Source organism: Pseudomonas sp. MWU12-3103b (assembly GCF_023100615.1).
GTDB classification, from domain to species: domain Bacteria; phylum Pseudomonadota; class Gammaproteobacteria; order Pseudomonadales; family Pseudomonadaceae; genus Aquipseudomonas; species Aquipseudomonas putida_A.
This window is the reverse complement of record NZ_JALMEY010000027.1, coordinates 1-13364: the sequence shown is the minus strand read 5'-3', so window position 1 is coordinate 13364 and position 13364 is coordinate 1. Positions and strand designations below refer to the sequence as shown.

Here is a 13364-nt window from a genome sequence, read left to right as displayed (position 1 = left end):
GGAAGAGGGCGGCAGTTGAACGAACACACATTGTCCATGCGTCTGGAGCGGGTGGCGGCGCATGTACCGGCCGGCGCGCGCTTGGCGGATATCGGCTCGGATCACGGCTATCTGCCGGTGGCCCTGATGCGACGTGGCGCCATCGTTGCGGCGGTGGCCGGCGAGGTGGCGCTGACGCCGTTCCATGCCGCGGTGCGCACGGTGCGCGACAACGATCTGCAGCAGCACATCAGCGTGCGTCTGGCCAGTGGCCTGGCGGCGATCGAGCCTGATGACGGAATCACCGCGATCAGCCTCTGCGGCATGGGTGGCGAGACGATTCGCGACATTCTCGACAGCGGCAAGGCGCGCCTGCGCGGGCACGAGCGGCTGATCCTGCAACCCAACGGCGGCGAGCAACCCCTGCGCCAATGGCTGATGGACAACGGCTACCGCATCCTCGACGAGGAAGTGCTGCAGGAAAACCGTTTCTTCTACGAAATCATCGTCGCCGAGCGCGGCGCACCGCTGAGTTACAGCGCTGAACAGTTGTACTTCGGCCCATTGCTGATGCAAGCACGCAGCCCGGCATTCATCGCCAAATGGCAGCGTTCTTTAAGGCAGAAACAGAAAACCCTGAACAGTTTCAAACAGGCGCGCCAGGCTGTGCCCGAGGAGAAGCTGGAAGAAGTTGCGCGGCAGGTGCAGTGGATGACTGAGCTGTTGGCTTGATCTGCCGTGTTGGCTCTTGCACTCCTTCAGGTTTAAAGTCAGCTTCAAGGTTAACGTGCTGCGGAGTCGGACATGAGAATTGGTGAACTGGCAAAAATCAGCGGACTGGCGCCATCGCGTATCCGCTTCTACGAAGCGAGCGGGTTGATCACTTCGGTCGCGCGCAAAGCCAATGGCTATCGCGATTACGCCCCCGACACACAGTGGGTGTTGCATATCATCACCGGCGCGCAGGCGGCAGGTTTCTCCCTGGAGGAAATCCGTCAGTTGATGCCGATGAACGCGAGTGGCTGGCAGCATGACCAGTTGCTCAGTGGCTTGAAGCAAAAGGTCGAAGAAATCGAGGTGCTGCAGCAACGGCTGGCGCAGAACAAGGAACAACTGCTGCTGGTCATCAAAGGGATCGAAGGCAAACCTGCGGGGATGGCGTGTGCGGACAATGCGCAGAGGCTGATCCAACGGCTGTGCGAAGAAGGCGTGGCTTCTGCGCCCGACAAGCAGCCAGCAGCTGCGGCAAGAAAAGCAAACGCCCGTCAGACATCCAGAGCCTGACGGGCGTTACCGCTTTCAGCGATTGCCAACCAGCGTGGCAAGCGGTTTTGGCGCATAGAGTGCACTCTGGAACTCAGGGACATATTCGTACTTGAGCATTTTCCCCAGCTTCAAGTCGCGCAAGTAGTTCGACAGGCTGCCATCGCCCAGTGTCAGCGTGGCGGCATCCGCGTCCCGGCTGGAACCGTGGCTGAGCTGGCGCGACACCGCGTAGCCATAGGCCGGTTGGCCCTGGTGATCGAGGTTGGTGAAGCTGCTGGTGACGATATTCTCATTGCGCGACAGTTTGTCGAGCTTCTTCGCGGTGAAGGACACGTCCGGTTTGCCGGTCTGGCTGTCACTGATCTCGTAGATCACCGAATGCCCGTTTTCTTTGCGATCAATCCCGGTCAGCCATTTCGGCAGGTTGTAACCGACGACTCCGCGCACCCGCGCCAGCTCGGTATTGACCGGCAACTTGAGCACATAACCCCAGAAGTCTTCTGACATCGACTGGCCAATCAACGTGAGCGGGCCCAGGTTGGCTTTGCCGGGTTTGTTGGTGATGATCGACACGGCAACTTCGTTATAGGCGTCGTTATCGCAATGCTCGTAGGTGTACGCAGTGAATGCGATCAAGCCACGTCCTGGCCAGACTTGCAGCGGTTGCACGGTGGCCAGTATTTCGGGCGGCATCAACGCCCGGAGTCGCTCGAGGTCGGCGGTGTAGATCGCCGTGACACGACTGTTCTGGTAGTAGAAGTTTGGGGAATAGGACTCGAAGCCAATGTCGACCTTGTGCTTTTCCAGTCCTTTGAACCAGCTTAAATCAACGCCCGGGACTTCGGCGGCAATCACCGACAACGGCGGATTGGAGTGAAAGCGGTCATAGAGGCCACCCTTGACGACGGGTACTGAATGGCCGGCAATGTCGATGGTGGTGGTCTCGGTCGGGTTGGGCATTTCAGGTGTCCCCGCCAACGCATGGTTGGCCATTGAGCTGAACAGCAATCCTGTCAATACGGTGCTTGCGAGTTTCAATCGGTCTTTCTCCGGGTAGGAACTACTTGAAGGTTCAGCGAGCTGTGTGGTCGCCAGCGAGCACCGCCATCACGGCTTCAGCCACGGCCTTGGGCGATTGAGGGTTCTGGCCGGTCACTAGTCTTCCATCGGTAATGGCAAACGAAGTGAACGGCAGCCAGCCCTTGCGGTAGTGCGCGCCCTGGCTCACCAAGCGGTCCTCAAGAAAGAACGGCACCTGATTTTTCATGCCCGAGAGCAGCTCTTCGCGGTCAGAGAAACCGGTGATGTTTCGGTTCTTGATGATCAATTGGCCTTGGCCGTCCTTCAGATCCAGCAGACCCGCCACGCCATGGCATACGGCCGACACGATGCCGCCCTGGTTGTAGATGGTTTCGGCGACATGGCGCAGGTCAGGGTTGTCGGGAAAGTCCCACATGACGCCATGGCCCCCGGTGAAGTAGATGACGCCGAAGCGGGACGGATCGACCTCGGCGATCGGCAGCGTATTGGCCAGGCGCGCGCGGAACGCAGGGGACTGCAAGTGCTCCCGCGCAGCCTTGTCCATGTACAACCACCCCAGACTGCGTTCGTCCAGAGGCACCGCGCCACCCTTGGGGCTGGCAAACACGGTGGTGTAGCCGGCGGCTTCCACCACATCGGTGAAGTGGGTCAGTTCGGTCAGCCACAACCCGGTGGTATCGGTTCGAGAGGGATAGCTGGCGTGATTGGTCATGATCACCAGGATCTGGCGATCCTTGATAGCCGCCGACTCAGCATTTGCAAACGTCATGAAAGCACCACCTATCAATAACAGGGCAGAGGAAACAAAGGTCTTGAGCATCATCCGGGCTCCATCGAGCAAGCAGGTCAGCGCATGCTCACCTTAAACCTCGCTTTAAGGTCAACCCCGCTGCTGCGAATAATTTGTGCTGATGCCACCGGACTTTTGCTTGACCCTCAACCTGACTTTAACGCTAGCGTCTGAAGCTGATTGGGCAAGGCAATAACGCCGGTCATCAATCCACTCAGGAGCCAGGCATGAGTCAGCAAGACCAACCGGATACACCGATGAAATGGATGATTTATGGCGCCAACGGCTATACCGGCGAGCTGATCGCTCGCGATGCCGTCAGGCGTGGACTCAGGCCGGTGTTGGCCGGACGTAGCCGCGACAAGGTCGAAGCGTTGGCCCGGGAGCTGGGCCTCGAAGCCCGGGTGTTCGGCCTGGATGACCCAGCGCGGTTGCTGGCGCAGATCAAGGGCCACGGTTTGATTCTGCATTGCGCGGGGCCGTTTTCCGCGACCGCCGCGCCGATGATCGAGGCCTGCCTGCGGGCCGGCGCGCACTATCTGGACATCACTGGCGAGATTGCCGTATTCGAACATGCGCAGTCCCTGAATGAGCGGGCGCGGGCAGCGGGGTCAGTCATTTGCCCCGGCGTCGGCTTCGATGTAGTCCCGACCGACTGCGTTGCCGCCGCCCTGAAAGACGCGCTGCCAGATGCGACGCATCTGGCGCTGGGCTTCGATTCACGTTCGAGCTTTTCACCCGGCACTGCCAAGACTTCAATCGAAGGCCTGGCGCAGGGTGGCAAGGTCCGACGCGACGGCAAGATCGTTTCCGTGCCGCTGGCCTATCGGGTACGGCGTATCGATTTCGGTGCCGGGGAGAAGCTGGCGATGACCATCCCCTGGGGCGATGTGTCCACCGCCTGGCACACCACCGGCATCGCCAATATCGAGGTGTTCATACCGGGTTCGGCGGGGATGATTCGCGGCGCCAGGCTCGCCAACTGGATTCGTCCGTTGCTGGGACTGTCGTTTGTGCAGCGGCTGCTCAAGGCGCGCATCGGCAAGACAGTGACCGGCCCGGATCAGGCAAAACGTGCTGACCAAGGCACCTATGTGTGGGGCGAGGCCCGCAATGCGCGCGGTGAAAGCAAAGTCGCCCGCGTGCACACCGCGAACGTTTACAGCCTGACGATCGACGCTGCGTTGGCGGTGGTTGGCTATCTGTTGCAGACACGTCCGCCCGGCGGTGCCTACACACCTGCGCGGTTGTTGGGCGCGGAACTGGTGACGCATTTGCCTGGGTCGAGCGAAATCAACATTGAATGACCTTGAAAAAAGTCGTTGACCTTCAAGTTCACTTCAATCTTATGGTGGCCTCATCTCCAGTTGAGGACTGCCCCATGAATGTGTTCGACGCCCTGACCTTACCCAACGGTTCAATCATCAAGAACCGCATCGCCAAAGCCGCCATGGAAGAAAACATGGCGGACGCCGACCAGGCGCCCTCTGCAGAACTGATGCGTCTGTATCAGGCATGGGCCGACGGTGGTGCCGGGCTGATCATCACCGGCAACGTGATGGTCGACGGCCGCGCCATGACCGGACCGGGCGGCGTGGTGCTGCAGGATGATCAGCAACTCGACAAGTTCAAGCACTGGGCGCGGATCGGCCGTTCTGCCGGTGCGCAGTTCTGGTTGCAGATCAATCATCCGGGGCGCCAGATGCAGTCCAACCTCGGGCAGAAAACCTGGGCGCCGTCAGCGGTGCCGCTGGAGCTGGGCAAACTGTCCAAGCGTTTCGCCACGCCGCACGCCATGACCGCCAGTGTGATTGAGGACGCCATTCAGCGTTTTGCGCACACCGCACGCCTCGGTGAACAGGCCGGCTTCACTGGGGTGGAAATCCACGCCGCTCACGGCTATCTGTTGAGCCAGTTTCTCTCGCCACTGACCAATCAAAGGACGGACGAGTGGGGCGGCTCTCTGCAGAACCGTGCGCGGTTGTTGGTCGAGATCGTCAAGGCAGTCAGGGCGGTGGTTTCTGCAGAGTTTGCCGTAGCGGTCAAACTCAATTCCGCCGATTTCCAGCGCGGCGGATTCACCGCTGACGACGCGAAAAAGGTCGTTGAGCTGCTCAACGATCTGGGCGTGGATCTGGTGGAACTGTCCGGTGGCAGCTACGAAGTTCCGGCCATGCAAGGTGAGGCGCGCGATGGTCGAACCCTGGCTCGCGAGGCCTATTTCGTCGAATTTGCCCGGGACCTGCAGACCGTTGCCAAAATGCCAGTGATGGTCACCGGCGGCATCCGCCGTCGTCCGGTGGCCGAAAGCGTCGTGCGCAGTGGTGTGGACATGGTCGGCATCGGTACCGCGTTGGCCATCGATCCGTACCTGCCGCGCGACTGGCTGCAGGGCAAGGACAACGCGCCGCAATTGCCGCCGATCACCTGGAAAAACAAGGCCATTGCGGCCTTGGCGAACATGGCGGTGGTGAAGTTTCAGCTGGGTAAACTCAGTCGGGCGAAAAAGCCTGATCCGGGTGTGTCACCGTTACGCGCGCTGATTTTGCAGCAGATCGCCATGGCGTTTCGCACCCGGCAATATCGGCGCTGGGTGGAAAAGCGTTCGGTGTGAGTCGCAAGGCATTTCAATCGTGAAGTTGGCGGACGCTCTGACGAGAGCCCGCCAACCTCAGCCAGTCAATTCGGCATCAGCACCGTATCGACCACATGAATCACGCCATTGGATTGCATGACGTCCGCGATGGTAATGGCCGCCTTGCCGCCTTTGGCGTCCTGCACCCACAGCTTGCCGTCGTGCAACATCACGGTCAGCGATTCGCCCTGGACGGTTTTCAGCATCACTTTGCCGCCGTGCATTTTGGCGTCGTCCATCAACTGTTTAGCCGTGTGAGTGCCGGCGACGACGTGGTAAGTCAGGATCTTCGTCAGATCGGCCTTGTGTTCAGGCTTGACCAATGTATCGACCGTGCCGGCGGGCAGTTTTGCGAAGGCTTCGTTGGTGGGGGCGAAGACCGTGAACGGTCCCTTGCTGTTGAGCGTATCCACCAGCCCGGCGGCCTTGACCGCAGCGACCAGGGTCGTGTGATCCTTGGAGTTGACTGCGTTCTCGACGATGGTCTTGGTCGGATACATGGCCGCGCCGCCAACCATCACGGTATCGGCGGCAAAGCTGGATCCGGCTCCGAGGCAGAGCAGGGTGAAGCAAGCGACAGCAAGGCGTTTGATGAGCATGTGCATGGTGCGTCTCCTTGGTTCTTCGACCCTTCGAATGAGGGTGTTGAATATACGGAGCAGCGAGTGAAACGGATGCAGCATGCAGCGAAAAACCTTTTGCGGTGCGCTGAAACGGATTACCGCTAATCACGCAGGGTGGCTTCACCTGTGCGCGGGTTGGTCAGGGTCACATTCTCCAGCGCTCTGATGCGCCAAGCCTCGTTCTGCCTGATCAGCACCGCGAGAATCAGCGTATCCACCACATGCGCCCCGGCCGGATGCGCAGCACCGGCCGACAAACGACTCCAGAAGTGAATGATCGCCACCCCGTCAGCAACAGGGGCGATATCGATCAGTTCATTCTCAAGAGTGGAGTCACGATAGATTGTCTGGTGAATGGGCGCGTGCAGCGCAACGATCTGCTCGACGCCCCGAACGAAGTGGCCGAAACGATTGACGAACGTCGCTTGCGGATCGAACAGAGCTCCGAGTGCCGCCATGTCGTGAGCGTTCCAGGCTGCCTGGAATGCGGCGGGAGCGTCTTCGGGCTTTTTTATCTGAGTCATGGCCGGGGCCTCGCAGATCGTTAGAATGCGCTTTTAAACATAAGAAGCTCAGTATGGATGTACAAGCGCTCGAAAGTAGCGACGTTTTATCGTTCACGTTGGATCAGGCACATCGCTGTTTCGAAATGGTCGTCAGCCTGAAGGACGGATGCCGATGCAAACTGACGGCGTGGAATATCGATGGCGCAGAGTTGCCCATCAGTCTCGGTGCTCTGCACATTCAAAATTCTCGCGTCCTCGGAGAGCTGGAAGGGATCAGCTTTGTTGAAAACGTTCTATCTCTCGAGGGCGATTTTGGCGATATGTCTATCGAGGCGGACACGGTTTTGGTCGAAAAGCTGATTTAGGCTTTGAGCGCAAGAGGAGGGATCGCCATCTCGATAGACGATTCCATTCAAATCTCTGTTAACGCTTGGCGCAATAAATTCTGTCTGTAACCTGAGGTTCTGCCGGCGCGCTTGTTTCTAAACCTGACGCCAGCGCCTGATCAATCGTTTTTCCAAGGAGGTCCCCATGACAACAGGGCAGTGTCTTTGCGCGGCAGTACGCTTTTCCCTCTCAGTGGAACCGCGCTTTTTCTATCGCTGCCACTGCTCATTGTGTCGCAAGCAAACCGGTGTCGGGTTCAACCTCGCCACTCTGGTCAACGCTCGGGACTTTCGCTGGGATGCAGGGCAGGACTTGATTAACAGTTGGGTCAAACCCAGCGGCTACAGAAACGACTTCTGCGCACAATGCGGCTCGACCGTGCCCAACCCGCTTCGCGAATCGCCTTACGTGTGGATTCCGCTCGGACTGCTCGATGAGGATCTGAGCATGGAATGCGTTGGCGATTTCTGTGTGGACGATGCCATGTCATGGGATACGCAGCGTTCAACGCGGAGTTATCACGGGGCGGTGGAGTCACTGGCGTTTCTTCTGCAAAAACTCCGGCTCAATCCTGATTGACCCGAAGCTCGCGCTGCAATTACTTCCTTAGATACGCAAACATGTGCTGCACATAATCCGCCTTGCCCAGCGGCACACCATTGTGGCGCAGGATGTTGTAGGCACAGCACACTTTGCGCAGGAGCCTCCCCACGGCATTTGCCGTAGGTTCAATGATTGGCAGCGTCGCTCAACTGTTGAAGCTCAAGTTGCCTGGCAGCACTCGCTTCGAGGGTCGCACGCTCTACATCCAGATACCGATGGATGCTTTGGAGGTTGGCAATTTTCTGTTTGATTTCGGCCATCTTCTTTTCAATCAGCTTCGCGCCGTCAGCACAGTCGATCAGCTTGTTGCGCTGCGCATCCAGAATCTCGCCTATTTCCCCCAGTGAAAATCCCATGCTTTGCGCGCGCTGGATAAAGTCCAGATCCTGCAGGGTTTGCTCGGTGTAGACACGATAGTTGTTGGTTTGCCGCAGCGGTGAGATCAGGCCGATCTGCTCGTAGTAACGCAACGTATGACGGCTGGCGCCGCTGCGAGCCTCGAGTTCGCCGATTTTCATGAAAACACCGCTTGACTGTAGAGTTGGGTCGATACTTTACGCTTGATTTCTCACCTTCAACAAGGAGCAGGGAAATGAGCGTGGAGTGCTTTGTCACGGGGGGAACCGGCTTCATCGGTCAACATTTGCTGGCGAACCTGAGTGCAAAAGGTCACACCCTCCGGGTGTTGATGCGTCGCCCGGAGCGGTTGGCTGCGTTGCGCGAGCAAGTTGATAGTTTAGGCGGGTGCGCGACACGGGTATTTGCCGTGGCTGGCGATCTGGAACAGGACAATCTCGGGCTGAGCCTGGCTGATCAGGAGGTGCTGAGGCGCGCCAGCGTCATATTCCATCTGGGCGCTCACTTCGCATGGGGGCTTTCGATGGAGCAGTCTCGTGTGGTGAATGTGCAGGGGGCAAAGCGGGTTGCGCTGTTGGCGGCTGAGCAAAAAAGCCGTTTAGTGATGATCGGCGGCTACATGCTGAACAATCATGAACATCTGCAACGCATCGGCATTGATCCTCGTCAGCCGGAGTTGACGAACTGGCCCGCCGTCTACCGACGTGTCGGTGGATACGAGGCAAGCAAGCTGGAGGCGCATTTTGCGACCCAGCAGGTCATGTCCGCCAAGGGTGGTGAGATGACCGTTGTCCACCCTGCGACGGTCTGTGGCCACAGCCGCACCGGGCATATCGTTGACGGTCAGCCGCTGGTGGCGCTGATACGCAACCTGGTGCAGGGCAAGATGACTGCAGTGCCCGGTACCGCCGAGCACTGGCTGCCACTGGTCACCGTGGATTATCTGGTCGAACTGGTGGCTGTTTGTGCTTTTGATCCTGCCATGGTGGGCGAGGAACTGCTGGCGCTTGATGATCAAACGCCAAACTTGCGAGAACTCCTGGCACAGGTGGCTAAACCTTTGGGCTTGAAGTCTCCCAAACATCACATTTCCCTCCGACTGCTGAAGTGGCTACTGAGTATTCCTCCGGTCGCGTGGTTTTTGAATACAAAACCCGAAGCCTTGGACTTTATCCAGACCACTCGTTTCAACACCGCGGCGGTCGAGCAATTTGCCAACAGGCATGGAATAGCCAAACCGGATATACGTCAGGCTTTGCAGCACACGGCAACGTTCGTCAACGCGTATTGCATAGCCAAGGGCCAGGCACTCTGACTTCTCCCTTGGGCGGCGCCGTCGATACAGGGCGGCATGCTATCGAACGATAATTCAGCGACAAGGATCGTCACCGCGCAGCCTCGGATGCGCGGCAGGATCTTGTTTCGATACTCACGGAACTATCGCTAGACCAACGTCGGTTTTACAACGCAAACGTAGTCCCGCGAGTATTCACAAACAATGAGTAGATCGAGTGACTACTGGCCATGAACAGTCGATTGCCTTCGCGCCCGCCGAAGCACAGGTTCGGGCAGCGCTCTGGCAGCGAAATGTGCCCGATGGCCTTGCCCTGCGAGTTGAAAACACGCACGCCGTCGAGTTTTTCCAGGTCGGCCTTGGGATCACCATTCCCCCCCCAGCCGCACCACAGGTTGCCCGCTTCGTCGCACTTGATGCCGTCAATCGCGGCATAGTCCAAGCCTTCGATGTGCTTGCGGCGCTCACCCAGGGTGCCGTCGTCTTTCACCGTAATCGCCCAGATCAAGCGATTGGGCTTGGCGCGACCTTCGACGACATACAGGGTCTTTTCATCGGGAGAAAAGCACAGGCCGTTGGGGCCGTTGAGGTCGTCGATTACCCGAGTGACTTTTTGGCTCTCACCGTCGATGCGGTACACGGCGTGGGGTTGGGTCGGGGTGACTTTGTGGCCTTCGTAGTTGTTGCCGGTCTGGAATGGCGGGTCGGTGAACCAGATCGAGCCATCACTTTTGCAGACAATGTCGTTGGGCGAGTTGAAGGGCTTGCCGTCGAAACTGTCGGCCAGCACGGTGATCGTGCCATTGTGTTCGGTGCGCGTGATGCGGCGCCCTTCGCTAGTGGTGGTGGAGCCTTCGCAAACGATCAGACGCCCTTGTCGATCCCGGCACATGCCGTTGGAGAAGTTTGAGTGTTCGCGGTACACCGTGAAGGAGTCGGTGATTTCGTCCCAGCGCATGATGCGATTATTGGGGATGTCGCTGACCAACAGATACCGGCCATCACCGACCCACACCGGTCCTTCGGCCCAGCGCATGCCGGTGGCGAGCTTTTCAACACTGGCGTTGAAAACGCGTAGCTCCAGGAAACTGTCGTCGAGGATATGAATCAGTGGATCAGGGTAGCGCTGACTCAAGGGTTCGGCGGCATCGGAGAAGCGGGGCAGTGCGGCGCTGCCGACAGTGGCGAGCGTGGCGGAAACAGCGAGCGACTTTTTCAGGAAACTGCGGCGGGTATTGCCTTTCACTTGGTCAAGACTTTGAGGCTTGGCGGACAGGAATGAGTCCATGTAGCGATCTCCGTGGTTTTATTTTTGTTGAGGAGACGTAGTAATACCTTGTGATAAGACATCGTACAAGTTGATATGGCATCGCCAGTGCTGCATGTTATCCCGGTGACTGGAATCGATCTGGCCGATACGGCGCTACCTCTACCCACGCTGTCTTGCCTGGCCCGGTGATATCAGGGAAGCTGCGCCGAATCCGGTTACGGGTCAGTTGTTGAATTGTTCAGGGAAGCGTTGATGGCACTCAGGGTGTTGGTGGTTGGCGGGTATGGAAACTTTGGCAGTATCGTTTGTCGGCATCTGATTGACATGCCGGGCGTCGAACTAGCGATCTCGGGGCGCGATCCGCAGAAGCTGGAGCGCAAGGTCGCTGAGTTGGGGGCGAGCTGCGAGCGCTGGTGTGGTGATGCGATGGGCGCCGGTTTCACCGCTGCTCTGCGCGCAATGAATATTCAACTGGTGATTCATACGGGCGGCCCGTTTCAGGGGCAATCCTATGCAGTGGCCGAAAGCTGCATCGAGGCGGGCGTCAATTATTGCGATCTGGCGGACTGCCGGACGTTCGTCAATGGCATCGGCACACTCGATGCACGGGCGAGGGAGGCCGGTGTCGCCATCCTCAGTGGTTGCAGTTCGGTGCCGACGCTGTCGTCGGCGATCATCGATGAGCAGCGCCATCACTTCAAACGCATCGACTCGATCGAGCACGGCATTTCCTCGTCAGCGAAAATGCCGGGGTTGTCGACGATCGAGGGTGTACTGGCGTATGCGGGCAAACCGATCCGCCAACTGCGCAATGGTCAAGTGCATGAGGTGATGGGCTGGGAAGACCTGACCCTGCGCAAGCTGCAGAACCTGGGCACTCGTGCGCTGGCCAATGTTGATGTGCCGGACATGGACATCTTTGCCAGCCGGTTTGGTGCGCACACATTGAGTTTCAAGGCAGGCGCTGGCCTCAAGCTCGGCGGCGTAGCCAATTATCTGTTTGCGCTGGCGATGAGGAAAGGGCTGGTGCGTGACCACAGGGTGTGGGCGGCCCGGTTGCATCGCTGGGGGACATGGTTTGAGCGTTTCGGTGATGGCAAAAGTGCAATGTATATAGACGTGCAGGGTGTCGGTTTGAACGACCAGCCGTTGTCGATGACGGCGCAACTGACTGCGCTGAATGACAAGGGGCCGGAGATCCCTAGTTGTGCTGCCGTCGCTCTGGCCGCGAAGATCGCCCGAGGTTACTTGCCCGAACCGGGGGCTCGTCCATGTGTTGGTGAGATCAGCGTCGACGAATACATGGCAGCGATCAACGATCCGCAGAATCTTGGCCTGTCCGTGATTTTCTCTGACGGGATGCGTTGAGCATGCTTTATCTGAGCGTGAAGTACGTGCATGTCATCGCTGCGATTTTCCTCTTCGGCTTCGGCATGGGTTCCTATCTGTACCTGATCGCCGCCAGTCGCACGGCCAATCCGCAAGTGATTGCGCATGTGGCGAGAATGGTCGTGCGCTATGACGCCTGGATCACCACGCCGGCGGGCTTCATCCAGATCGCGACGGGTTATTGGCTGACAAGGTTTTCCGGGTTGCCCTTGACCACGGACTGGGTGCTGATGTCGCTGATCCTGTTCTTTATAGTGGGCTTGCTTTGGTTGCCGGTGCTGTTGCTACAGAAACGTTTGCTGGGGATGGCGGCGGACGCGGTGCAATGTGGCGCAAGGCTTGATGCTGATTACCGGGCTGTTTATCGGCAGTGGTTCTGGATGGGCGTTTGCGGGTTTCTCGGGATGTTCGTGATTGTCTTGATGATGGTGACGAAGATGACGCCGGGGCAGTGGCTGCAGTTGATGTAGCTGAGCATTCACATTGGCGACTTGAGAAAGCGTCGTTCGTGATCGGGGTCGGGTAACAGGCAGGTGTCGTACTTGCCGAAGATCTTATAGCGATTCAGTGCCACGCGGTCGTAGGTCCAGTCTCTAAGTGCTCGTGGGAAAACTCGCAGAAGCCTGACCAGCGACCAACGAGCCGGCAGTTGTGCAATCACTTCGAAGAACGCATCGGAGCGCACCCAGTAATGCTGGTCGCGGATCACCGCCATAGTGTCGAATTCGTCCACCGGGAGACCGGCCCATGCCAGCAGGGCCTGACCTTCCGGCGATTGCACTGCCGCCAGGCGCACTCGCTGTTTGTTGTCGTGGCGAATCAGAAAACGCGCCCAGCCGTTGCATAGCTTGCAGACGCCGTCGAACAGCACCACGGTCTCGCCTGGATTGAGCAGGGGCGCTGGGGTAGGGCGTATTCGGGAGCCGGGCAAGGGCCGGGGTCCAGGAAGTTGGGCTGTCATTGTGAGGCATCATCCGAAGGCGTTGTTTTAGGCGATGGACCGTATGCTGCGCATCTGTTGACGGTGCGTCTATATATAAGCAGGCTTTTTCGGTGCATTGATAGAAACCTGAAATTAACGGTTGACGGCAGATTCAGGAGGTCTATAATTCGCCCCACTTCCGGCGCAGTCGAAACGGAAAACTCCTTGAGATTCAACGAGTTATGCGGTTTTCGACAGCGACTTGCTTCAGCTCATCGAAGCCTGGAAGGAGTTGAAAGAGT

At 58.4% G+C, this 13364-nt stretch carries 17 protein-coding genes; 9 read left to right on the top strand and 8 right to left on the bottom strand.

Translation table 11 applies throughout. The annotated features are described in order from the left end of the window. Positions 1-15: 15 nt before the first annotated feature. Both M0808_RS27715 and M0808_RS27710 read left to right on the top strand, forming a co-directional pair. A complete protein-coding gene (locus tag M0808_RS27715; RefSeq protein WP_247843122.1) occupies positions 16-711 on the top strand; it encodes a tRNA (adenine(22)-N(1))-methyltransferase TrmK in 696 nt (231 codons plus the stop codon). A gap of 72 nt (positions 712-783) precedes the next feature. Next, positions 784-1263, top strand: coding sequence for a MerR family transcriptional regulator (locus M0808_RS27710; protein WP_096797692.1), 480 nt, complete (start codon positions 784-786; stop codon positions 1261-1263). Positions 1264-1278: 15 nt separating this feature from the next. Here M0808_RS27710 and M0808_RS27705 read toward each other — a convergent pair whose 3' ends face one another. Together M0808_RS27705 and M0808_RS27700 are read right to left on the bottom strand one after the other, a co-directional pair. Beyond that, positions 1279-2283, bottom strand: coding sequence for an acetoacetate decarboxylase (ADC) (locus tag M0808_RS27705; protein WP_247843121.1), 1005 nt, complete (start codon positions 2281-2283; stop codon positions 1279-1281). Between the two features lie 34 nt (positions 2284-2317). Then, entirely contained in the window at positions 2318-3109 is a 792-nt protein-coding gene (locus M0808_RS27700; RefSeq protein WP_247843120.1) for a type 1 glutamine amidotransferase domain-containing protein, read from the bottom strand. A 194-nt stretch (positions 3110-3303) separates the two neighbouring features. Between M0808_RS27700 and M0808_RS27695 the strand changes: the two genes are divergently transcribed. Both M0808_RS27695 and M0808_RS27690 read left to right on the top strand, forming a co-directional pair. Then, positions 3304-4383, top strand: a complete 1080-nt coding sequence (locus M0808_RS27695; protein ID WP_247843119.1) for a saccharopine dehydrogenase NADP-binding domain-containing protein — start codon at positions 3304-3306, stop codon at positions 4381-4383. 74 nt (positions 4384-4457) lie between these two features. Further along, positions 4458-5690, top strand: a complete 1233-nt coding sequence (locus tag M0808_RS27690; protein ID WP_247843118.1) for an NADH:flavin oxidoreductase/NADH oxidase family protein — start codon at positions 4458-4460, stop codon at positions 5688-5690. Between the two features lie 65 nt (positions 5691-5755). On the opposite strand, the gene M0808_RS27685 is transcribed toward M0808_RS27690, so the two are convergent. After that, entirely contained in the window at positions 5756-6316 is a 561-nt protein-coding gene (locus M0808_RS27685) for a fasciclin domain-containing protein (protein ID WP_097087837.1), read from the bottom strand. A 119-nt stretch (positions 6317-6435) separates the two neighbouring features. Then, entirely contained in the window at positions 6436-6858 is a 423-nt protein-coding gene (locus tag M0808_RS27680; RefSeq protein WP_247843117.1) for an SgcJ/EcaC family oxidoreductase, read from the bottom strand. Positions 6859-6911: 53 nt separating this feature from the next. Here M0808_RS27680 and M0808_RS27675 point away from each other — a divergent pair, with 53 nt between their 5' ends. Together M0808_RS27675 and M0808_RS27670 are read left to right on the top strand one after the other, a co-directional pair. Next, complete coding sequence (locus M0808_RS27675; RefSeq protein WP_041074690.1) at positions 6912-7205, top strand: hypothetical protein; 294 nt, start codon at positions 6912-6914, stop codon at positions 7203-7205. 166 nt (positions 7206-7371) lie between these two features. Beyond that, positions 7372-7806: a GFA family protein gene (locus M0808_RS27670; protein WP_139054611.1), complete on the top strand. Its 435-nt coding sequence runs from the start codon at positions 7372-7374 to the stop codon at positions 7804-7806. A 19-nt stretch (positions 7807-7825) separates the two neighbouring features. Here M0808_RS27670 and M0808_RS28535 read toward each other — a convergent pair whose 3' ends face one another. Both M0808_RS28535 and M0808_RS27660 read right to left on the bottom strand, forming a co-directional pair. Beyond that, positions 7826-7963: a DUF1993 family protein gene (locus M0808_RS28535; protein ID WP_276615404.1), complete on the bottom strand. Its 138-nt coding sequence runs from the start codon at positions 7961-7963 to the stop codon at positions 7826-7828. Continuing rightward, positions 7956-8348 (bottom strand): MerR family transcriptional regulator, encoded by a 393-nt coding sequence (locus M0808_RS27660; RefSeq protein ID WP_041074696.1) that lies wholly within the window; start codon positions 8346-8348, stop codon positions 7956-7958. Before M0808_RS27660 ends, M0808_RS28535 begins: the two co-directional genes overlap by 8 nt. 74 nt (positions 8349-8422) lie before the next feature. Here M0808_RS27660 and M0808_RS27655 point away from each other — a divergent pair, with 74 nt between their 5' ends. Continuing rightward, entirely contained in the window at positions 8423-9502 is a 1080-nt protein-coding gene (locus M0808_RS27655; protein WP_247843116.1) for an SDR family oxidoreductase, read from the top strand. Positions 9503-9647: 145 nt separating this feature from the next. Here the strand turns inward: M0808_RS27655 and M0808_RS27650 are convergent, their stop codons facing one another. Then, positions 9648-10769 (bottom strand): SMP-30/gluconolactonase/LRE family protein, encoded by a 1122-nt coding sequence (locus M0808_RS27650; RefSeq protein ID WP_247843115.1) that lies wholly within the window; start codon positions 10767-10769, stop codon positions 9648-9650. A 234-nt stretch (positions 10770-11003) separates the two neighbouring features. Here M0808_RS27650 and M0808_RS27645 point away from each other — a divergent pair, with 234 nt between their 5' ends. Together M0808_RS27645 and M0808_RS27640 are read left to right on the top strand one after the other, a co-directional pair. Further along, positions 11004-12119 carry a saccharopine dehydrogenase NADP-binding domain-containing protein gene (locus M0808_RS27645; RefSeq protein WP_247843114.1) on the top strand — a complete coding sequence of 372 codons (1116 nt, stop codon included), beginning with the start codon at positions 11004-11006 and terminating at the stop codon, positions 12117-12119. A gap of 2 nt (positions 12120-12121) precedes the next feature. Next, positions 12122-12610, top strand: coding sequence for a DUF2269 domain-containing protein (locus tag M0808_RS27640; RefSeq protein WP_247843113.1), 489 nt, complete (start codon positions 12122-12124; stop codon positions 12608-12610). Between the two features lie 8 nt (positions 12611-12618). Here M0808_RS27640 and M0808_RS27635 read toward each other — a convergent pair whose 3' ends face one another. After that, a complete protein-coding gene (locus M0808_RS27635) occupies positions 12619-13071 on the bottom strand; it encodes a thiol-disulfide oxidoreductase DCC family protein (RefSeq protein WP_247843112.1) in 453 nt (150 codons plus the stop codon). Positions 13072-13364 lie beyond the last annotated feature (293 nt).